The sequence below is a fragment of the Streptomyces sp. NPDC039465 genome, from assembly GCF_055639315.1.
In genome coordinates this window covers 32,086-51,425 of sequence record NZ_JBVKAP010000007.1, presented here as the reverse complement: position 1 = coordinate 51,425, position 19,340 = coordinate 32,086, and the positions used below count along the sequence as shown (strand labels likewise).

Genomic DNA, 19,340 nt, shown 5'->3' with positions numbered 1-19,340 from the left:
GCGCGCTTCTTGTCTTCCTTCTACAAGACCCCAGGCGTACCTTGACGCCCAATCTGATGTGCCGTCAGTAACTACGGCGTGAGGGGTGCTTGAGGTGACGTACCGGAAGAGGACAGCTGTGGCCCTCGCGGCGGCAGCGGCGGGCTCGGTGGTACTGATGCCCGCCCCCGCGGCCCAGGCCGCCGTCGTCGACGTCAACTACGCCTGCGAGACGAAGATCGGCCCCAAGAGCGCGGTCTCGCCGGTCGACATCAGGGCCGTCAAGAGCGGCAGCGGCTACACGATCACCATGTCCTTCGACAAGGGCGTCTCCGACAGCCCGATCGAGCTGCCCCAAGGCGTCATGACCCCGCGTGCCGAGCTGATCCTCGGCGGCGCCGACAAGGGCACGGTCAAGGTCAAAGGCGTCCCCAACGCGGCCGCGATCCCGCCCAACACCCCCATCAAAATCGGGCAGTTGACGGGTACGTACACCCCCAAGGGGACCGGCAAGGTCACCTTCACCGCCGGGACGCTCATCGTCCACGCCCTCGGCATGGACGCGGCGACCTGCAAGCCCTCCAACAGTCCCAAGCCCTCCCTGGAGCTCGACGTCGTCAAGGCCGGCGGCACCGGCGGATCGGACGGCTCGGGCGGCTCGTCAGGCACGGCGGGCGCCGCCGGGGAGCTGCCCAAGACCGGCCCGCTCGACTCCGCGGCGGCGCTCGGCACCCTCGGCGGCACGGTGCTGCTGACCGGCGCGGCCGGGGTGCTCTGGCTGACCCGGCGCGGCCCGCGCCGGGCGAACTGACCCACCAGGAGGGCGCATGCCCGCGCGAGCCGTCCCCACCCGCGCCGCCACCGCGCTGCTCCGCGCTGTCCTCGCGGGCCTCGCGGTCCTGGCGGTCCTGGCGCCGACGGCGGCCGCGGCGGGGCCCGCCTGGACCGCCGCCCCCGAGACCGGGCAGGGCGGCACCCGACCGTACGTCTATCTGGAAGGCACACCCGGCACCGTGCTCCCGGACCGGCTCACGCTCACCAACCCGGACACCCGCCCCCTGACCGTACGGCTCCGGGCCACCGCCTGGACACGGCTCGCCGCGGAGACGGTGACCGTCCCGCCCCGCACCCGCGCCACGGTCCCGTTCTCCGTCACGGTCCCGGCTGACACCGCCCCCGGCGACCACCCCGGCACGCTCACCGCGAGCGCCGGCGGCCGCGCGATCACCGTACGGCTCCACCTGCGGGTCCGCGGCCCCGCCCTGGCGGCCGTCGGCGTCGAGGACGTCCGCGTCGACGCCGACTCCGGGACCATCCACTACACCCTGGTCAACCGCGGCAACACCACCCTCGCCCCGCGGCTCGCCGTGCGCGCCGACGGGCTCTTCGCCGCCCTGGACCGGCCCGCGCGCCCGCTGCCCCTGACCCTGCGCCCAGGCGAGCGCGTCGCCCGCACCGAGCCCTGGCCGGGCGCCCCCGCCCTCGACACGGTCACCGTCCGGCTGACGGTCACGGCGTCCGGCGCGGCCGAGGCGCGCGCCGAGACCGGGGCGCTGTTCGTGACCTGGCCGGCTGCCTTGGGCACGGCGGCCGGACTCGCCGCGGCCGCGGTCGGGCTCACGCGGCTCACCCGGCTCGTACGGCCCGTACGGAGGGACAGGCGGCGCCCGGAGCCGGTGGCAGCCGACGTCCCGGAGCGGGATCTGGTGACGGCGGGAGGAGCACGCGGATGAACCGGCCGACCGGAGCCCGACTCCTGCGGGCGCTCCTGCTGCCCGTCCTGCTGCTGCCCGCGCTGCTGCTCCTGCCCGCCGGAAGCGCGTCCGCCGCCGACCCCGCACCCGCCGTGACCCTCTCCCAGCAGGAGGCGGGCAAGGGCGGGGAGATCACCGTCAGCGGCACCGGCTGGAAACCCGGCGCCCTGCTGATGCTGCTGATCTGCGGTCAGGCCGAGCCCGGCAAGGGCGTCATCGGCGGCACCAACTCCTGCGCCAACGCGATGGGCCGGGCCGCCACCGTCGACGCCAAGGGCGCCTTCAGCCAGAAAATGCCGGTGGCCGAGCCGCCCAAGCCCTGCCCCTGCGCCGTGCACGTCGCCGGGGTCACCGGGCAGCAGGACACCGTCGACGCCGCCTTCACCGTCGCCGGACATCCCGTCGCCCCGCTGCCGCGCCCGTCGGACGGTGGCCGGCTCGCGGTCCTGGCGACCGTACGGCTCGAAGGGTCGTCCGGCCTGCTCGTCTGGTTCGGCGCCCCCGCCGGCCGCGAGATCGTCTTCACCGTCGGCAACCTCGGCACGGCCCCGGTGAAGGACCCGGTCTTCCAGGTCGGCACCGCGCACGGCGTCTACGCCCCCCGCTGGGAGGAGCGGCAGTGGCGCGGCACCATCGAGCCGGGCAAGAAAGCGCTGGTCAAGCTGCCCGTCAAGCTGTCGGCCGGAGCCCACGGCGACTACCAGGTCTCCGTGAGGTACGCCGGGACCGTGCTGGTCGAGCAGCCCTGGGGAGTGGGGCGGCCGTGGGGCGTGACGCTCTTCTGGCTGCTGCTCGCGGTCGTCGTCCCGGCCGGGATCTTCCGCATCGGCATGGCGGTGGTGGACCGCGTACGGCCCCGCACCCCGCACCGCGGCGCCGCGCGCCACCGGAACCGGACGGGCCAGCCCCGGCCGGCCGAACGGCCGGACCCACCGGCCGCCACGGCCCCGACCACGGCCCTGCCGTGGTTCACCCCTGACTCCGCACCGTCAGAGAACCGACCGACGACGAAGGGACATTCGTGAGCACGCAACGGAGGATGAGCGCGGCCGGAGTCGCGCTGATGCTCGGCGGCGCGGGGATGATGCTGGCCGCGAGCCCCGCGCAGGCCGCCGAGGTCGCCTACAAGACCGAGTGCATTCCGCCCGCGATCTCCGGCATGCCGCCGGTGCAGGGCACCACCAAGGTGCTCATCACCGCACCGGCGGAGGCCAAGGTCGGCGACGAGGTCGAGGTGGTGTGGAAGACGGTCGAGGCCGCGTCCAAGAACCCCGACATCCTCGACCTGGAGAAGGACACGGTGAAGCCCACCGGTGTCGTCAAGCTCGGCGGCGCGGCGAGCGGCACCCTGGCCATGGAAGGGCCGCGGCAGAACCCGCCGATCCCGAAGAACAGCCCGATGAAGCTGCCCGACATGAAGGGCAAGCTGAAGCTGGAGAAGGCGGGCGAGATCACGCTGACGCCGGACAAGTACACGATCAACGTCTCGAAGCCGATGTCGACGGACACCAAGTGCTCGCCGAAGGAGACGGTCGCCGTCGGCGCGACGATCAAGGTCACGGCCGGCGGTGGCTCCTCGGGCGGTACGACGACCTCCGGCGGCACAACGAGCTCCGGGGGCAGCAGCTCCGGTGGTACGACGACGTCCGGTGGCAGCTCGTCGGGCGGTACGACGACCTCCGGCGGCACCACGACGTCGGGCGGCAGCAGCTCCGGCGGCAGCGGCGGGCAGACCGACTTCCCCGGCAAGGAGGTCGCGGTCCAGTTCTCCTGCCAGCAGCCCGGCCCGGCGAACATCACCTCCAAGGTGACCGTCAGCGCCAAGAAGAACGGTGGGAGCTACGACCTCACCGTCAAGACCGCCAAGGGCGTCATGAACAGCCCCGCCCCGCTGCCCGCCGGAGCGCTCAAGCCCTCCATGGCGGTCAAGCTCGGCGGCGCCGACAGCGGCACCGTCAAGGTCGACGGCCCCGCCAACCCGGCCCCGCTGGAGCAGGGCAAGCCGGTCGACCTGCCGGACATGAAGGGCACGTACAAGCCCGGAGCCACCGGCAAGTCGACCCTCAGCCCCGGCACCCTGACCATCAACGTCTCGCTCGGCGGCTCGCCGATCGTGATCCCCTGCCAGGTCAAGGGCGCCGTCCAGGCCTCCCTGGAGCTCGACACCAGCAAGCAGGACGGCGGCGCCGCGGGTGGCGGCGACACGACGACCGGCGGCGGCTCGGGCTCCGGCGGGGGCTCGGGCTCCGGCGGCGGACTGGCCAACACCGGCGCCGAGAACGACGGCGCCCTGCGCGCCCTCGCCCTGGTCGCGGGCACGGTGATCCTGCTCGGCGGCGCCGTGTTCACCTTCACCCCATGGGCCCGCCTGCGCCGCTGACGGACCCCACTGAGAAACACGACGAAGGGCCGCCGCACCGAACCCGGTGCGACGGCCCTTCGTGGCGTGTCAGGGGGTCAGTGGACCTCTCCCATGAGCGCCTGGACCTTCTTGCGGTACATCCAGATCGCGAAACCGGCCGCGACGGCGAGCAGCGCCTCCATCGCGATCACGGTCGTGCCGTTGAGGTCGACACCCGCGATGGCGAGCATGCCGGTGGTGCAGTCGCCCGCGGTCACCGCGAGGAACCAGACACCCAGCATCTGGCTGCCGTACTTCGCCGGGGCCATCTTCGTGGTCACGGAGAGGCCGACGGGGGAGAGGCAGAGCTCACCGATCGTCTGGATCATGTAGATCGACACCAGCCACATCGGGCTGACCTTCGTACCGTCACCGGCCATGCCCATCGGCACGACGAAGACGAAGAACGAGGCACCGACCAGGACCAGGGCCATCGCGAACTTCACGATGGTGTTCGGCTCCTGGTTCCTGCGGGCCAGCCACAGCCACAGCCAGGCGAAGACCGGGGCCAGCGCCATGACGTAGAGCGGGTTCAGGGACTGGTACCAGGTGGCCGGGAAGCCGATGCCGAAGATCTCGCCCGCGGTGTGCGTCTTGGCGAACGCCGACAGGGTCGAGCCGCCCTGGTCGTAGATCATCCAGAAGATGGCGGCGGCCACGAAGAACCAGATGTAGCCGTTCATCTTCGACTGCTCGGCGGACGACAGGTCCTTGTCGCGCTTGATCCGGGCGAGCACGGCGATCGGGATGATCAGACCGGCGAGGGTGATCGGGACCAGGGCCCAGTTCAGGGTGTACAGGCCCATGCCGACGACGGCGGCGTAGAAGACGGCGACGACGAGGGTCGCGCCGATCACCTTGACGAGGATGGCCTTGCGCTCCTCGGCGGTGATCGGGTTCGGGACGACGTTGCTCTTCGGGTTCAGGTGCTTCGTACCGATCAGGAACTGGGCCAGACCCAGCGCCATGCCGACACCGGCGAGCGCGAAGCCGTAGTGCCAGTTGACGCTCTCACCGACGGTGCCGATGACGAGCGGAGCGACGAAGGCACCCAGGTTGATGCCGACGTAGAAGAGCGTGAAGCCACCGTCGCGGCGCGGGTCCGTGGGGCCGTCGTACAGGTGGCCGACCAGCGTCGAGATGTTGGCCTTCAGCAGACCCGAACCGGCCGCGACCAGCGCGAGACCGACGAAGAACATCGCCTGGCCCGGCACGGCGAGCGCGAAGTGGCCCGTCATGATGACGGCGCCACCGATGGTGACGGTCTTGCGGGCGCCCCAGACGCGGTCACCGAACCAGCCGCCCGGCATGGCCATCAGATAGACCATGGACACGTAGACCGAGTAGATGGCCGTGGCCGTGGCCAGGTCCATGGCGAGGCCGCCGTCCATGAGGCCGGCCTTCTTCCCGTCCGGACCACCCGAGATCAGGTAGTACACGAGAAGGGCACGCATGCCGTAGTAGGAGAAGCGCTCCCACGTCTCGGTCATGAAGAGAGTGGCCAGGCCGCGGGGGTGGCCGAAGAAGGTCTTCTCGGAGCCGGTGGTACTGGCCGAGTCCTTCGTCAGGCTGGACGCCATGGTCGATCCTTGCTTGCTCGGGACGTGCCGCTTCGTGAGCTGTCACGCCCGGTGGGGGAGGCCGGCACCGGCCGGAGCGCTGATCCGCGTCCCGCACCGGGATCCACGCCCCTGACACATCCTCGCGTCACGGAGCCCGGCCCAGAGGTCTTTCACCGTGCGCAAGACTGGCAAAGCCGGCCTTGCGCACAAAAGAGACCCCTGGCCTACCGAAGTAGGCCAAAGGTCCCCGTTTAGTGCCTGACCACTCTACGTCACGACAGTGCCGGAAATGGAAGGACTTGAGAGATGGATCACAGGTATTGCTGGAGCCAACATCGCTAATTCCAAGGTGTACGTAGGGTTCTCACCCCTCTACCCCAGGCAAGGCGGATCACCCCACAGGCCGCGGACCGTGCGGACTACCATCACCCCATGACCCGTGTACTGCTCGCCGAGGACGACGCATCCATCTCGGAACCGCTGGCCCGCGCCCTGCGGAGAGAGGGATACGAGGTCGAGGTACGGGAGGACGGGCCCGCCGCCCTCGACACCGGCCTGCAGGGCGGAGTCGATCTCGTCGTGCTCGACCTGGGGCTGCCCGGCATGGACGGCCTGGAGGTCGCCCGGCGGCTGCGCGCGGAGGGGCACACGATCCCGATCCTGGTTCTGACGGCCCGTGCCGACGAGGTCGACACCGTTGTCGGCCTCGACGCCGGGGCCGACGACTACGTCACCAAGCCGTTCCGGCTCGCCGAACTCCTCGCCCGCGTCCGGGCCCTGCTCCGGCGCGGCGCCACCGAGCCCGCCCCGGCCCCCGCCACCCACGGCGTCCGGATCGACGTCGAGTCGCACCGCGCCTGGATGGGCGACGAGGAGCTCCAGCTGACGGCGAAGGAGTTCGACCTGCTGCGCGTCCTGGTCCGGGACGCGGGCCGGGTCGTCACCCGCGACCAGCTGATGCGGGAGGTCTGGGACACGACCTGGTGGTCGTCGACCAAGACGCTCGACATGCACATCTCCTGGCTCCGCAAGAAGCTCGGCGACGACGCGGCCAACCCGCGGTACATCGCGACCGTGCGCGGCGTGGGCTTCCGCTTCGAGAAGAGCTGAGCGCTCCGCGGGAAGCCGGGTGCGTCATCTGCGCGCCGGTGGGGGCTGGTCGACCAGTTCCCCACGCCCCTTTGGGGCGCGATCCCGCACCGCGCTTCGACAAGACCGCTTGGCGCCCGGGCCGGCTCCGGCCGGGGAGAGCACGCTCGGCGGGGGCCTAGGCTCGACGGGGAAGACCGTCACCCCCGCCCGGAGGACCGACCGTGCGCCGCAGGCTCATCAACTCCACGCTCGCCGTGGTGCTCGTCGTCATCGCCGTGTTCGGGGTCTCCCTCGTCATCGTCGAGACCCGCACCATCTCCTCCAGCGCCCAGGAGAGCGTCGACACCGAGGCCGTACGGCTGGCCAGCATCGTCGACAGCCGGCTCGTCGGCGGGGAGCCGGTCAACCCCGGCATCCTCACCGAGCAGAGCCGCGGGCCCGGCGCCAAGCGGTACGCGCTGATCACGATCCCCGGCCGGGCCCCGATCGAGATCGGCACCCGCCCCGAGGGCAGCGTGATCCGGGGCTCCGCCGACGGCGAGCGCGGGGTGACCGTCACCGTCGAGGAGTCCCGGTCCACGATCACCGCGGAGGTCGGCCGCACTCTGCTGATCATCGGCGCGGTGGCGCTGCTCGCCGTGATCGCGGCCGTCCTGCTCGCCGTGCGCCAGGCCAACAGACTCGCCTCCCCGCTCACCGACCTCGCCGAGACCGCCGAACGGCTCGGCTCCGGCGACCCACGGCCCCGGCACAAGAGGTACGGCGTGCCCGAGCTGGACCGGGTCGCCGACGTCCTCGACGCCTCCGCCGAGCGGATCGCCCGGATGCTCACCGCCGAACGCCGGCTCGCCGCGGACGCCTCGCACCAGCTCCGTACGCCGCTGACCGCGCTCTCCATGCGGCTGGAGGAGGTCTCGCTCACCGACGACCTGGCGACCGTCAAGGAGGAGGCGACGGTCGCGCTCACGCAGGTCGAGCGGCTCACCGACGTCGTGGAGCGGCTGCTCACCAACGCCCGCGATCCCCGGACCGGCTCCGCGGTCGCCTTCGACCTGGACGAGGTCATCAAGCAGCAGATCGAGGAGTGGCGGCCGGTCTACCGCAGCGCGGGCCGGGCGATCGTCCGCTCCGGGAAGGTCGGTCTGCGCGCGGTCGGCACCCCGGGCGCGGTCGCCCAGGTGCTCGCGGCGCTCATCGAGAACTCACTCATGCACGGAGGCGGCACGGTCGCCCTGCGTACCCGCGTCACCGGCAACCAGTCCGTGATCGAGGTCACCGACGAGGGGCCGGGCGTCCCGGCGGACCTCGGCGCGCGGATCTTCGAGCGGGCCATCAGTGGCCGCAACTCCACCGGCATCGGCCTCGCCGTCGCCCGTGACCTGGCCGAGGCGGACGGCGGGCGGCTGGAACTCCTCCAGCAGCAGCCGCCGGTCTTCGCGCTCTTCCTCAGCCGTGAGGTGCGCGGCCGGGACGAGGAGGAGCCCCGGACGGTCCGCTGAATCCGGGTGGGTACGGATGGATACGGGGTCAGCCGACCCGGTCTGGCTCGGCCGCCCGCGTGGCGGGGGTGCGCTGCTCCAGGAACGATTCAGCCGCCTGGACCGCCTCACGCGCGGGCAGCGCGCGGAAGACCCACGTGCGGTACGACCAGAAGCGGAACAGGGTCGCGATCCCGATGCCGAGGAACTTGAAGACGTTGCTCTGCAGCGGGGTGTCCCAGCCGAAGCCGTACGTCGCCGCGTAGAGCACCCCGTTCTGGATCACCAGACCGATGACGCTGAACAGGAAGAAGAGCGTCAGCTCCTTCGTCCGGCCGCTCTTGTCGCGGTCCCGGTACGTGAAGTAGCGGAAGCCCAGATAGTTGAAACCGATCGCGACGACCGTGGCGATGATGCTCGCCCGGACGACGGGGAGATCGGTGAGATGGCGTACGAGATTGAACACGCCGAGGTCCACCAGGAGCCCGACACCACCTACCGCGCCGAACTTGGCGAACTCGCGCGTGAGCTGATCAAGCCGCACACGCAGTGCGCTTCGTTCACTCATGGTGATTGCTCAGCCCGTCCGGTCGGTTGCGTCAACGGGGTCCCGTCAACCAAGCCATGCTAACCAGCCCCCCGCGCGCTCGCCTGAGGACGGGCTTAAACGCGTGGCGGACCTGTGACAAAGCACAGGATGTGGAGCGCCGCGACTCGGCGGATACCCTAAGAGGGTGACGTTCCCGGTAGTCGGCATGGTCGGCGGCGGCCAGCTCGCCCGTATGACCCACGAGGCGGGTATCCCCCTCGGCATCAAGTTCAAGCTCCTCAGCGACACCCCGCAGGACTCGGCGGCCCAGGTGGTCAGCGAGGTCGTCATCGGCGACCACCGCGACCTGGACACGCTGCGTGACTTTGCGCGCGGCTGCGATGTGATCACTTTCGATCACGAGCATGTCCCGACCGAACACCTGCGGGCCCTGGAGGCGGACGGCATTCCCGTCCGGCCGGGGCCCGACGCGTTGGTGCACGCCCAGGACAAGGGGGTGATGCGCGCCAAGCTCGACGAGATCGGTGCGCCCAGCCCCCGCCACCGCATCGTGAAGGACCCCGCCGACGCGGCGGCCTTCGCGGCGGAGGTGGGGGGTTTCCCCGTGATCCTGAAGACCGTGCGCGGCGGCTACGACGGCAAGGGGGTGTGGTTCGTACGCTCCGAGGAGGACGCCCGCGACCCCTTCCTCGCCGGTGTCCCGGTCCTCGCCGAGGAGAAGGTGGACTTCGTCCGCGAGCTCGCGGCGAACATCGTCCGCTCCCCGCACGGCCAGGCCGTCGCGTACCCCGTGGTCGAGTCCCGCCAGGTCGACGGTGTCTGCGACACCGTGATCGCCCCGGCGCCGGACCTCGACCCGCAGCTGGCGGGCCAGGCCCAGCAGCTGGCGCTGCGGGTGGCCAAGGAGCTCGGTGTCGTCGGCCACCTCGCCGTGGAGCTCTTCGAGACCACCGACGGCAGGATCCTCGTCAACGAACTGGCGATGCGCCCGCACAACTCCGGTCACTGGACCCAGGACGGCGCTGTGACCTCGCAGTTCGCCAACCACGTCCGGGCCGTCCTCGACCTTCCCCTGGGCGACCCGCGCCCCCGGGCGAAGTGGACGGTCATGTGCAATGTTCTGGGGGGCGACTACCCCGACATGTACGCCGCGTACCTGCACTGCATGGCCCGGGACCCCCAGCTCAAGATCCATATGTATGGCAAGGACGTGAAGCCCGGCCGCAAGGTGGGGCATGTCAACACCTACGGCGACGACCTCGACGACGTGCTGGAGCGCGCCCGTCACGCCGCCGGCTATCTGCGAGGAACGATCACCGAATGAGTCCTGTCGTTGGCATTGTCATGGGGTCGGACTCCGACTGGCCGGTCATGGAGGCCGCTGCCCAGGCCCTCGACGAGTTCGAGATCGCGTACGAGGTCGACGTCGTCTCCGCGCACCGGATGCCGCGCGAGATGGTCGCGTACGGCGAGCAGGCCGCGGGGCGCGGCCTCAAGGCGATCATCGCGGGCGCGGGCGGGGCGGCCCATCTGCCCGGCATGCTCGCCTCGGTCACCCCGCTGCCGGTGATCGGTGTCCCGGTCCCGCTGAAGTACCTGGACGGCATGGACTCGCTCCTGTCGATCGTCCAGATGCCGGCGGGCGTGCCGGTGGCGACGGTGTCCGTGGCGGGGGCCCGTAACGCCGGCCTGCTGGCGGCGAGGATCCTCGCGACCTCGGACGCGGACCTGCTGGCCCGCATGCAGGACTTCCAGCAGGAGCTGAACGAGCAGGCGACGGAGAAGGGCAAGCGGCTGCGGGCCAAGGTCGAGGGCTCGGCGGCGTTCGGCTTCGCCAAGTGACCCAGGAGCTCCTGGCTCAGGCGCGTGCCCTGCTGGCCGAGCACCCCGTGGTGGACGGCCACAACGACCTGCCGTGGGCGCTGCGCGAGCAGGTCCGCTACGACCTGGACCGCCGGGACGTCGCCGCGGACCAGACAGGACGGCTGCACACCGACCTCCCCCGGCTGCGGGCGGGCGGGGTCGGTGCGCAGTTCTGGTCGGTGTACGTACGCAGCGACCTCGCCGGCGACCAGGCGGTCAGCGCGACGCTGGAGCAGATCGACGCCGTCGACCAGCTCCTGGCCCGGTACGCGGCGGACCTGGCGCCCGCGCTCACCGCGGACGACATGGAGGCGGCGCGGGCGCAGGGCCGTATCGCCTCCCTGAAGGGCGCGGAGGGCGGCCACTCCATCGCCAACTCGCTGGCGACGCTGCGGGCGCTGTACGCGCTGGGCGTCCGCTACATGACCCTCACGCACAACGACAACATCGCGTGGGCGGACTCGGCGACGGACGAGCCGGGGGTGGGCGGCCTGTCCCCCTTCGGCCGCGAGGTCGTCCGAGAGATGAACCGCCTCGGCATGCTGGTGGACCTCTCGCACGTGGCGGCGACGACGATGCGGGACGCGCTGGCGACGACGGAAGCGCCGGTGATCTTCTCGCATTCGTCGGCGCGGGCGGTCTGCGACCACCCGAGGAACATCCCCGACGACGTGCTCGCGCAGCTCCCGGCGAACGGGGGTGTGGCGATGGCGACGTTCGTCCCGAAGTTCATCCTGCCGGAGGCGGTGGAATGGACCCACCGGGCGGACGAGAACATGCGCGCGCACGGCCTGCACCCCCTGGACACGACGGACCGCGCCATGGCGGTCCACCACGCCTTCGAGTCGTCCCACCCCCGCCCCCTGGCCACCCCTGCGACGGTCGCGGACCACCTCGACCACATGCGCGAGGTCGCGGGCATCGACCACATCGGCATCGGCGGCGACTACGACGGCACGGCCTTCACCCCGGCGGGCCTGGAGGACGTCTCCACGTACCCGACCCTGATCGCCGAACTCCTCTCCCGCGGCTGGTCCGACCACGACCTGGCAAAACTGACCTGGCACAACGCGGTCCGCGTCCTCCGCGACGCGGAGTCGACGGCGAGGGCGGTGGGGGCGGTCAGGGGACCGTCGAACGCGACGCTGGAGGAGCTGGACGGGTAGGGGGCGCGCGCGGCGCGAAGCTGCCGCGCCGGGGTACGGGGGTGGAGCCCCCGGGCGTCTGCCCTCCCCGCCCCCGGCCCCCCCCGCTCGCGGCGCGAAGCCGCCGACCCCGGGGCTACGGGACCGGAGTCCAGGGCCTCCCTCCGCCCACCCCCGCGGCGCGAAGCTGCCGCCCCCAGGTCCCGTCAGGGTTTCGGGGAGGGGCGGGGTGGGGGAGACACTGCCTCGCCGAGTGAGGCCGTCGGCTCACGCACGGCCCGCAGCAGCAGCCAGCCCACCGCCGGCACCGCGATCAGCGAGGCGAGAGCCGTGCGCAGGGACGTCGCGTCCGCGAGGAGGCCGAGCAGGGGGCCGAACAGGCCGCCGACGCCGACCGTCAGGCCCAGCGTGACTCCGGACGCGGTGCCGATCCGGCGCGGCAGATAGTCCTGGCCGAGCGTGACGTGCAGCGAGCCTGCACCCGCGGCCCCCAGGACGACACCCCCGAGCGGCGGCGGCTGCGCGCGGTCCTCCTCGACCAGCTGCGCGCCTCACCGCAGCAGCCGGTCCAGCTGCCGACGCCCACCGACCCGCGCCTCGCGGCCGTCTGCGCTCTGCTCGGCGAGGACCCCGCGGACCAGCGCACCCTGGCGGCCCTCGGCGCCGCGACCGGAGCCGGCGAACGCACCCTCAGCCGCCTCTTCCGCCGGGAACTGGGCATGACCTTCCCCCAGTGGCGCACCCAGCTGCGGCTCTACCACGCGCTGCGGATGCTCGCCGACGGCCTGCCGGTGACCACGGTCGCCCACCGCTGCGGCTGGTCGTCCACCAGCGCGTTCATCGACGTCTTCCGCCGGGCGTACGGCTACACGCCCGGCGCCCACCAGCGCCGCACCTGACGGACGGCCGACAGGGCTAGGCCCGCGGGCGGCCCATCGCGCGGTACGTCCAGCCCGCCTCGCGCCAGCGCGCGCCGTCCAGCGCGTTGCGTCCGTCCAGCACCACCGGCGACGCCACGACCTCGCACAGCTCCGCCGGGTCCAGCTCGCGGAATTCCCGCCACTCCGTCAGGTGCAGCACGATGTCCGCGCCCCGTACGGCCTCCAGGGCCGAGTCGGCGTAGCCCAGCGTGGGGAAGAGGCGGCGGGCGTTGTCCATGCCCTTCGGGTCGTAGACGGTGACCTGGCCGCCCTGGAGGTGGATCTGACCGGCCACGTTCAGCGCGGGCGAGTCCCGTACGTCGTCCGAGTCCGGCTTGAACGTCGCGCCGAGCACGGCCACCCGCTTGCCCAGGAAGGAGCCGTTGCCGAGCCCGTTGCCGAGCGCCTCACGCGCCATCTCGACCATCTGGCCGCGGCGCCGCATGTTGATGGAGTCGATCTCCCGCAGGAAGGTCAGCGCCTGGTCCACGCCCAGCTCACCGGCGCGCGCCATGAACGCGCGGATGTCCTTCGGCAGGCAGCCGCCGCCGAAGCCGATACCGGCCCGCAGGAACTTCGACCCGATCCGCTCGTCGTACCCGATCGCCTCCGCCAGCTTCGCCACATCGCCACCGGCCGCCTCGCAGACCTCCGCCATCGCGTTGATGAAGGAGATCTTGGTGGCGAGGAACGAGTTCGCGGAGGTCTTCACCAGCTCCGCGGTCGGGAAGTCCGTCACGACGAACGGCGACCCTTCCCCGACCGGCACGGCGTACACCTCGCGCAGCAGCTTCTCCGCGCGCTCGCTGGCCGTACCGACGACGATCCGGTCCGGGTGCAGAGTGTCCTGGACGGCGAAGCCCTCGCGCAGGAACTCCGGGTTCCAGGCGAGCTCCACGCCCTCGGCCGCCCGCTCGGCGAGGAGCGCGGCGAGCCGCTCGGCCGAGCCGACCGGCACGGTCGACTTGCCGACGACCAGCGCGCCGTCGCGCAGCACGGGCGCGAGGGAGGCGAAGGCCGAGTCGACGTACGACATGTCGCAGGCGTACTCACCGTGCTTCTGCGGTGTGTTCACACAGACGAAGTGGACGTCGCCGAAGGCGCCGACCTCCTCCCAGGAGGTGGTGAAGCGCAGGCGTCCCGTCGAGCCCTCGATCCCCGCGACGTGCTTGGCGAGCAGCTCCTCAAGGCCGGGCTCGAACATGGGGACCCGGCCCGAGGCCAGCATCTCGATCTTCTCGGGCACCACGTCGAGGCCGAGGACCTCGAAGCCCAGTTCCGCCATGGCCGCTGCGTGGGTGGCGCCGAGGTAACCGGTGCCGATCACAGTGATCTTCAGGGCCATGCGGTGCTCCAGGGGGTACGGGGGAGGAGTGCGCGGACGAGCATAGTCGGGCCCTGACCGGGGCAGATCAGCCGCGGGCTGCGGCTGTCAGCAAGCTCACGTATGCCTGGCGCACCGAAGCCCACTAAAATTTGGGTTACTTAACGGTAGTTAGCGTCTTTGGGGAGTGAGAGACCTTGGCGGGTTCCGCTGATTTCGACCTGTACCGCCCGTCCGAAGAGCACGACATGCTCCGGGACACCGTCCGCTCGCTCGCCGAGGCCAAGATCCTTCCGTACGCCGCCACGGTGGACGAGGAGGCCCGCTTCCCGCAGGAGGCGCTCGACGCGCTGGTCTCCTCCGACCTGCACGCCGTCCACGTCCCGGAGAGCTACGGCGGCGCCGGCGCCGACGCCCTCGCCACGGTCATCGTGATCGAGGAGGTGGCCCGCGTCTGCGCCTCCTCCTCCCTGATCCCGGCCGTGAACAAGCTCGGCTCCCTGCCGGTGATCCTCTCCGGCTCCGAGGAGCTGAAGAAGAAGTACCTGGGCCCGCTCGCCAAGGGCGACGCGATGTTCTCGTACTGCCTCTCCGAGCCGGACGCGGGCTCCGACGCCGCCGGCATGAAGACGAAGGCCGTCCGTGACGGTGACTTCTGGGTGCTCAACGGCGTCAAGCGCTGGATCACCAACGCCGGCGTCTCCGAGTACTACACGGTCATGGCCGTGACCGACCCGGAGAAGCGCTCGAAGGGCATCTCCGCCTTCGTCGTGGAGAAGGGCGACGAGGGCGTCTCCTTCGGCGCTCCGGAGAAGAAGCTCGGCATCAAGGGCTCCCCGACCCGCGAGGTCTACCTCGACAACGTCCGCATCCCCGCCGACCGCATGATCGGCGAGGAGGGCACCGGCTTCGCCACGGCGATGAAGACCCTGGACCACACCCGCATCACCATCGCGGCCCAGGCCCTCGGCATCGCGCAGGGCGCCCTCGACTACGCCAAGGGCTACGTCCAGGAGCGCAAGCAGTTCGGCAAGCCGATCGCCGACTTCCAGGGCGTGCAGTTCATGCTCGCCGACATGGCGATGAAGCTGGAGGCCGCCCGCCAGCTCACGTACTCGGCCGCCGCCAAGTCGGAGCGCCTCGACGGCGACCTCACCTTCTTCGGCGCCGCGGCCAAGTGCTTCGCCTCCGACGTCGCCATGGAGATCACCACGGACGCCGTCCAGCTGCTCGGCGGCTACGGCTACACCCGTGACTACCCGGTCGAGCGCATGATGCGCGACGCCAAGATCACCCAGATCTACGAGGGCACGAACCAGGTCCAGCGCATCGTCATGGCGCGCAACCTGCCGTAACCCCTCCCTCGCTTCGGTCAGGCCCCCGGCTCCACGCCGGGGGCCTTTCCGTTTCCCGCGGGCCGTCCGCACGGCCCTCGGCGGCGGTGTGTGTCCGGTAACGGACGTGGCCGGTGGAGGACACCGCGAAGGGGCGTCGGGGGTGGCCCGGACCTCTTAAGTTGATCAAGGCGGGGGCCGCTCCGAGAGTCCCGAAGGTGCCGGCCGGCGCGCTGTGCGGCCGTACGAGCCCCAGGGTCACCAGCCGGGCGAGACCGTCCGTGTCCGTGACAGCGGCAGGTCCAGGTCGGCGGCGACCCGCTGGCGGTCCACCGCCTCCGTGGAGCGAAGAACCGCCTCGTAGACGGCGCCGGTCGTCTCGTCGAGGCCCAGACTGCTCAGAGCTCTCGGACGTGGCACCCGTTTCCTCTCCTCTGGCGTCACTTCTCGGTGACGGTGACCTTCTCGTCGTTCTGGATCTGGCTCACCAGCTGCTTCACCTTCGGCATGTCCCACTTCAGGGAGCCCTGCGGCGCCGACCCCGAGATCGGGATGTTCATCGACGTACCGTCACCGCCGCTGATGCCCTTCATCGCGAAGAACATCTGACCCAGGTCGAAGAGCGACATGTCCTTGTCCACGATCAGCGTGTCCAGGCCCGCGCCCAGCGTCGGGTAGAGCGTGAACGGGTTGATGATCGTGCTCGGCGTCGCCGCCTGGTTCGCAAGGGCCGACAGGAACTTCTGCTGGTTCTTCGTCCGCGCCAGGTCCGACTCCGCGAACGCGTACCGCGTCCGGACGAAGGCCAGCGCCTGCTCGCCGTTGAGGGTCTGCTTGCCGGCCTGGAAGTCGGCGCCGGACTTCTTGTCCTTGAACGCCTTCGGGATGTCCATCTCGACACCGCCGAGCGCGTCCACGATGTTCGCGAAGCCCGCGAATCCGATCTCGGCGTAGTGGTCGATCCGCAGCCCGGTGTTGAACTCGACCGTGCGGACCAGCAGTTCCGGTCCGTCCATCGCGTACGCGGCGTTCAGCTTGGAGCCGCCGCGCGCCTGGTACTTCTTGCCGGACTCCGAGCCGACGAAGGACGGGATCGTCACCCAGGAGTCACGCGGCAGCGAGATCATGGTGTTGCCGCTGCCACAGGCGGCCAGGATCATCATCGAGTCGGTCCGCTTGCCCTCGGCGGAGCCGGTGTGCAGCTTCTTCTTCTCCTCGCTCGACATGCCCTCACGGCTGTCCGAGCCGACGATCAGATACGTCGTGCAGTCGCCCTCCTTGGGGCGCTCGATCACCTTCGCGAGGTCGACCTCGTTGCGCATCTGTGAGCTCGCCCACGCGTACGTACCGACGCCCCAGGCGAGCACCGCCGTCACGAGCACGATCGAGCCGACCTTGATCCGCTTGCGCCAGTCCGGGGCCGCCCCCGGGTAGGAGGGCTGCGGACCGCGCGGCGGCGGGACCGTGCCCCGGCCACCGCCGTGCCCGCCACCGGGTCCCTGGGGGGCGCCGTAGACCTGGCCCGTGTTGTACCCGCTGTCGTACCCCTCGTACGACGGGGCCGGCTGCTGCCCGTGGCCGTAACCGTCGTCGTACTGCGGAGGCTGCTGGGGGACCTGCGGGCGCTGCACATGGCGCATCACCCGAGCACCCTCAGGGTCCGCGCCGCCACCGCCGCGGCCATATCCGCGGTCACGTCCATCGGGCCAGTCATTCATGCGGATAGTGTGCAGGCCCCCTCCGCGCCGCTGACAGGGTGGGTGGGATATCGGGGCAGCCCTGTTGCGAAGCTGATGCAATGCGATCGGTAATGAACAGGAATGAATAGGGTGGAGGGCATGACAGATCAGGCTCCGCGCCAGGAGAGCGATATTCCGGGCAAGCCCACCTCGGCGGCCCGGACGACCCTCAGCCACATCATGACGGCGAACGAGACGAATCTCCTCGGTACGGTCCATGGTGGCGTGATCATGAAGCTGGTCGACGACGTGGCGGGCGCCGTCGCCGGACGCCACTCCGGCGGCCCCGCGGTCACCGCCTCCATGGACGAGATGGTCTTCCTGGAGCCCGTCAGGGTCGGCGACCTGGTGCACGTACGCGCCCAGTGCAACTGGACCGGCCGCTCCTCCATGGAGATCGGTGTACGGGTCCTCGCCGAGCGCTGGAACGAGTCGACGCCCCCCACCCAGGTCGGCAGCGCCTATCTCGTCTTCGCCGCCGTCGACGCCGACGGCAAGCCCCGGACCGTCCCGCCGGTCATCCCCGAGACCGACCAGGACAAGCGCCGCTATCAGGAGGCCCAGATCCGTCGCACGCACCGGCTCGCCCGGCGCCGCGCGATCAAGGAACTGCGTGAACGCCGCGCCGCCGAGGGTTACGAGGACTGACCGGTCTCCGTTGGCCCCTCGCGTCTACGAGGACTGACCCCGCGGCCCCTCGTTTCTACGAACACACCACCTGATCGCCGGTGACCGCGCCGAACTCGCCCTGCTGGGGATCCTGGGCTCGGACCGGCGTGACCCCCTTGAAGTCCGTCCCGGCCGTCACCTTCAGCGTCGCGCCCTGCCCGGTCACGGCCTTCATCTCGCACCCGGGCAGCGCCGTGGCCAGCGCCTTCGCCGAGCGGTCCCAGCTCGGGTCGTAGGCGACGACCGTGCGCGAGCGGATGGGGCCGCCGGCGTTCAGCGGGGCCTGGGTGGTGTTGAAGCCGGTCGCGCGCAGCGCGGTGTCGAGGCGGCGGCCGAGCCCGTCCGTGCGGGTGCCGTTGAAGACCTGCACCCGGATCTGCCGTGGTGACACGTCCACCAGCTTCGCGGTCCCCTGTCCGCGGGTGCCGTGCGGGGCGAGCGGCCGGTCGTCGCGCAGCGCCTGGAAGAGCTTGCGGGACTTCACCGGGTCCCACTTCACCGTCGAGCCGATCCCCTTCACCGCGTGGCTTACATCACCCACGGGCACGGAGGTGAACTCCGACGAGGCCGGGGTGAAGCCCCGCATGGCCTTGGCGAGGGCGAGCATCTGCTGCGTGCCGAAGCCCTGGTCGGCCCGGACCGAGTTCAGCATGGTCGTGGCCACCGCGCGGAACTTCACCGGGTTGAGCAGCACCCCGCCGCTGGTCAGCCGGTGGATCAGCGCGGCCAGGAACCGCTGCTGGCGCTGCATCCGCCCCAGGTCGGAGGCCCCGTCGACATGCCGGGAGCGGACGTACTGAAGCGCCTGGCCGCCGTTCAGCTGATGCGTGCCGGCCGGCAGGTCGATCCCGGAGTACTTGTCCTTCATCGGGCGCGCCGTACAGATCCGCACCCCGCCGACGGCGTCGACCGTCCGCATGAAGCTGGTGAAGTCGACCTCCAGATAGTGGTCGATCTTGACCCGGGTCATGTTCTCCACGGTCCGTACGGTCAGCGCCGGGCCGCCCTCGGCGTAGGCCGCGTTCAGCTTCACCGGATGGGCCTGGTGGTGCTTGCCGCTGGTGGCGTCGGTGTGCTCGGGCATCATGGCGTACGAGTCACGCGGCAGGCTCACGATGCTGGCGCGCTCCCGGTCCTCGGAGATGTGCACCAGTATCACCGTGTCGGTGCAGTGGCAGGGCGCCCCGCCCAGCCGGTACTTCTCCTTCTCCTCCGGGCTGATCTTGTCGCGCCCGTCGGTGCCGACGACCAGGATGTTGGTGCCGTGACCGGCCTCGGGCCGGTTCTTCATGTCCTTGAACGGGTCGATCCGGTCGATGCCGGTGTCCAGGCTGGTCACCACTGCGTGCCCGATGCCGCCCGCCGCGAGCACCAGCACCGACAGACCGGTCGCCATCCGCATGCCCCAGCGGGGCCGCCCGCCTCGTCTGGACCGCCGCGTCGCCGCCGGGGCGGTACGGGCGGCGGCCGGCCGGGGGCGGTGCGGGCGGGGCGGTGCGGGCACTGGGGGGACACCTCCGCTGGTGAGGG

17 protein-coding genes and 2 pseudogenes are annotated in these 19,340 nt (G+C 71.1%); 12 read left to right on the top strand and 7 right to left on the bottom strand.

From position 1 onward, the window contains the following. Positions 1-94: 94 nt before the first annotated feature. The 4 genes from ACZ7LT_RS23020 to ACZ7LT_RS23005 are packed head-to-tail and all read left to right on the top strand — an operon-like array spanning position 95 to position 4,113. Positions 95-790, top strand: coding sequence for a peptidase (locus tag ACZ7LT_RS23020; RefSeq protein WP_471237951.1), 696 nt, complete (start codon positions 95-97; stop codon positions 788-790). Between the two features lie 16 nt (positions 791-806). Continuing rightward, positions 807-1,712 carry a COG1470 family protein gene (locus tag ACZ7LT_RS23015; RefSeq protein ID WP_471237950.1) on the top strand — a complete coding sequence of 302 codons (906 nt, stop codon included), beginning with the start codon at positions 807-809 and terminating at the stop codon, positions 1,710-1,712. Further along, on the top strand, positions 1,709-2,758 hold the full coding sequence (locus tag ACZ7LT_RS23010; protein WP_471237949.1) for a hypothetical protein: 1,050 nt from the start codon (positions 1,709-1,711) through the stop codon (positions 2,756-2,758). The genes ACZ7LT_RS23015 and ACZ7LT_RS23010 overlap by 4 nt, the downstream gene beginning before the upstream one ends. A gap of 14 nt (positions 2,759-2,772) precedes the next feature. After that, a complete protein-coding gene (locus ACZ7LT_RS23005; protein ID WP_471238349.1) occupies positions 2,773-4,113 on the top strand; it encodes a hypothetical protein in 1,341 nt (446 codons plus the stop codon). Positions 4,114-4,190: 77 nt separating this feature from the next. Here the strand turns inward: ACZ7LT_RS23005 and ACZ7LT_RS23000 are convergent, their stop codons facing one another. Continuing rightward, positions 4,191-5,714 carry a peptide MFS transporter gene (locus ACZ7LT_RS23000; RefSeq protein WP_471237948.1) on the bottom strand — a complete coding sequence of 508 codons (1,524 nt, stop codon included), beginning with the start codon at positions 5,712-5,714 and terminating at the stop codon, positions 4,191-4,193. A 414-nt stretch (positions 5,715-6,128) separates the two neighbouring features. Between ACZ7LT_RS23000 and ACZ7LT_RS22995 the strand changes: the two genes are divergently transcribed. Next, entirely contained in the window at positions 6,129-6,806 is a 678-nt protein-coding gene (locus ACZ7LT_RS22995) for a response regulator transcription factor (protein WP_471237947.1), read from the top strand. A gap of 203 nt (positions 6,807-7,009) precedes the next feature. Continuing rightward, entirely contained in the window at positions 7,010-8,287 is a 1,278-nt protein-coding gene (locus ACZ7LT_RS22990; RefSeq protein ID WP_471237946.1) for an ATP-binding protein, read from the top strand. 28 nt (positions 8,288-8,315) lie between these two features. Here the strand turns inward: ACZ7LT_RS22990 and ACZ7LT_RS22985 are convergent, their stop codons facing one another. Beyond that, positions 8,316-8,834: a GtrA family protein gene (locus ACZ7LT_RS22985; protein ID WP_471237945.1), complete on the bottom strand. Its 519-nt coding sequence runs from the start codon at positions 8,832-8,834 to the stop codon at positions 8,316-8,318. A 187-nt stretch (positions 8,835-9,021) separates the two neighbouring features. Between ACZ7LT_RS22985 and ACZ7LT_RS22980 the strand changes: the two genes are divergently transcribed. The 3 genes from ACZ7LT_RS22980 to ACZ7LT_RS22970 are packed head-to-tail and all read left to right on the top strand — an operon-like array spanning position 9,022 to position 11,845. Continuing rightward, positions 9,022-10,140 (top strand): 5-(carboxyamino)imidazole ribonucleotide synthase, encoded by a 1,119-nt coding sequence (locus tag ACZ7LT_RS22980; protein ID WP_471238348.1) that lies wholly within the window; start codon positions 9,022-9,024, stop codon positions 10,138-10,140. Continuing rightward, on the top strand, positions 10,137-10,658 hold the full coding sequence (gene purE / locus ACZ7LT_RS22975) for a 5-(carboxyamino)imidazole ribonucleotide mutase (protein WP_078513532.1): 522 nt from the start codon (positions 10,137-10,139) through the stop codon (positions 10,656-10,658). The genes ACZ7LT_RS22980 and purE overlap by 4 nt, the downstream gene beginning before the upstream one ends. Next, complete coding sequence (locus ACZ7LT_RS22970) at positions 10,655-11,845, top strand: dipeptidase (protein WP_471237944.1); 1,191 nt, start codon at positions 10,655-10,657, stop codon at positions 11,843-11,845. Before purE ends, ACZ7LT_RS22970 begins: the two co-directional genes overlap by 4 nt. 185 nt (positions 11,846-12,030) lie before the next feature. Here the strand turns inward: ACZ7LT_RS22970 and ACZ7LT_RS22965 are convergent. After that, a pseudogene (locus ACZ7LT_RS22965) lies at positions 12,031-12,297 on the bottom strand (MFS transporter); the annotation flags it as partial. Positions 12,298-12,303: 6 nt separating this feature from the next. On the opposite strand from ACZ7LT_RS22965, the pseudogene ACZ7LT_RS22960 reads away from it, so the two are divergent. Then, positions 12,304-12,723: pseudogene (locus ACZ7LT_RS22960) on the top strand (helix-turn-helix transcriptional regulator); the annotation flags it as partial. 16 nt (positions 12,724-12,739) lie between these two features. Here ACZ7LT_RS22960 and ACZ7LT_RS22955 read toward each other — a convergent pair. Then, complete coding sequence (locus ACZ7LT_RS22955; protein WP_471237943.1) at positions 12,740-14,089, bottom strand: UDP-glucose dehydrogenase family protein; 1,350 nt, start codon at positions 14,087-14,089, stop codon at positions 12,740-12,742. 176 nt (positions 14,090-14,265) lie between these two features. Here ACZ7LT_RS22955 and ACZ7LT_RS22950 point away from each other — a divergent pair, with 176 nt between their 5' ends. Then, positions 14,266-15,423 carry an acyl-CoA dehydrogenase gene (locus ACZ7LT_RS22950; protein WP_471237942.1) on the top strand — a complete coding sequence of 386 codons (1,158 nt, stop codon included), beginning with the start codon at positions 14,266-14,268 and terminating at the stop codon, positions 15,421-15,423. 237 nt (positions 15,424-15,660) lie between these two features. Here ACZ7LT_RS22950 and ACZ7LT_RS22945 read toward each other — a convergent pair whose 3' ends face one another. Next, positions 15,661-15,822: a hypothetical protein gene (locus ACZ7LT_RS22945; protein ID WP_471237941.1), complete on the bottom strand. Its 162-nt coding sequence runs from the start codon at positions 15,820-15,822 to the stop codon at positions 15,661-15,663. A gap of 20 nt (positions 15,823-15,842) precedes the next feature. Continuing rightward, positions 15,843-17,120 (bottom strand): LCP family glycopolymer transferase, encoded by a 1,278-nt coding sequence (locus ACZ7LT_RS22940; protein ID WP_471237940.1) that lies wholly within the window; start codon positions 17,118-17,120, stop codon positions 15,843-15,845. A 120-nt stretch (positions 17,121-17,240) separates the two neighbouring features. Here ACZ7LT_RS22940 and ACZ7LT_RS22935 point away from each other — a divergent pair, with 120 nt between their 5' ends. Further along, entirely contained in the window at positions 17,241-17,789 is a 549-nt protein-coding gene (locus tag ACZ7LT_RS22935) for an acyl-CoA thioesterase (RefSeq protein WP_471237939.1), read from the top strand. A 55-nt stretch (positions 17,790-17,844) separates the two neighbouring features. Here the strand turns inward: ACZ7LT_RS22935 and ACZ7LT_RS22930 are convergent, their stop codons facing one another. Continuing rightward, positions 17,845-19,314, bottom strand: coding sequence for an LCP family protein (locus ACZ7LT_RS22930; RefSeq protein WP_471237938.1), 1,470 nt, complete (start codon positions 19,312-19,314; stop codon positions 17,845-17,847). Positions 19,315-19,340 lie beyond the last annotated feature (26 nt).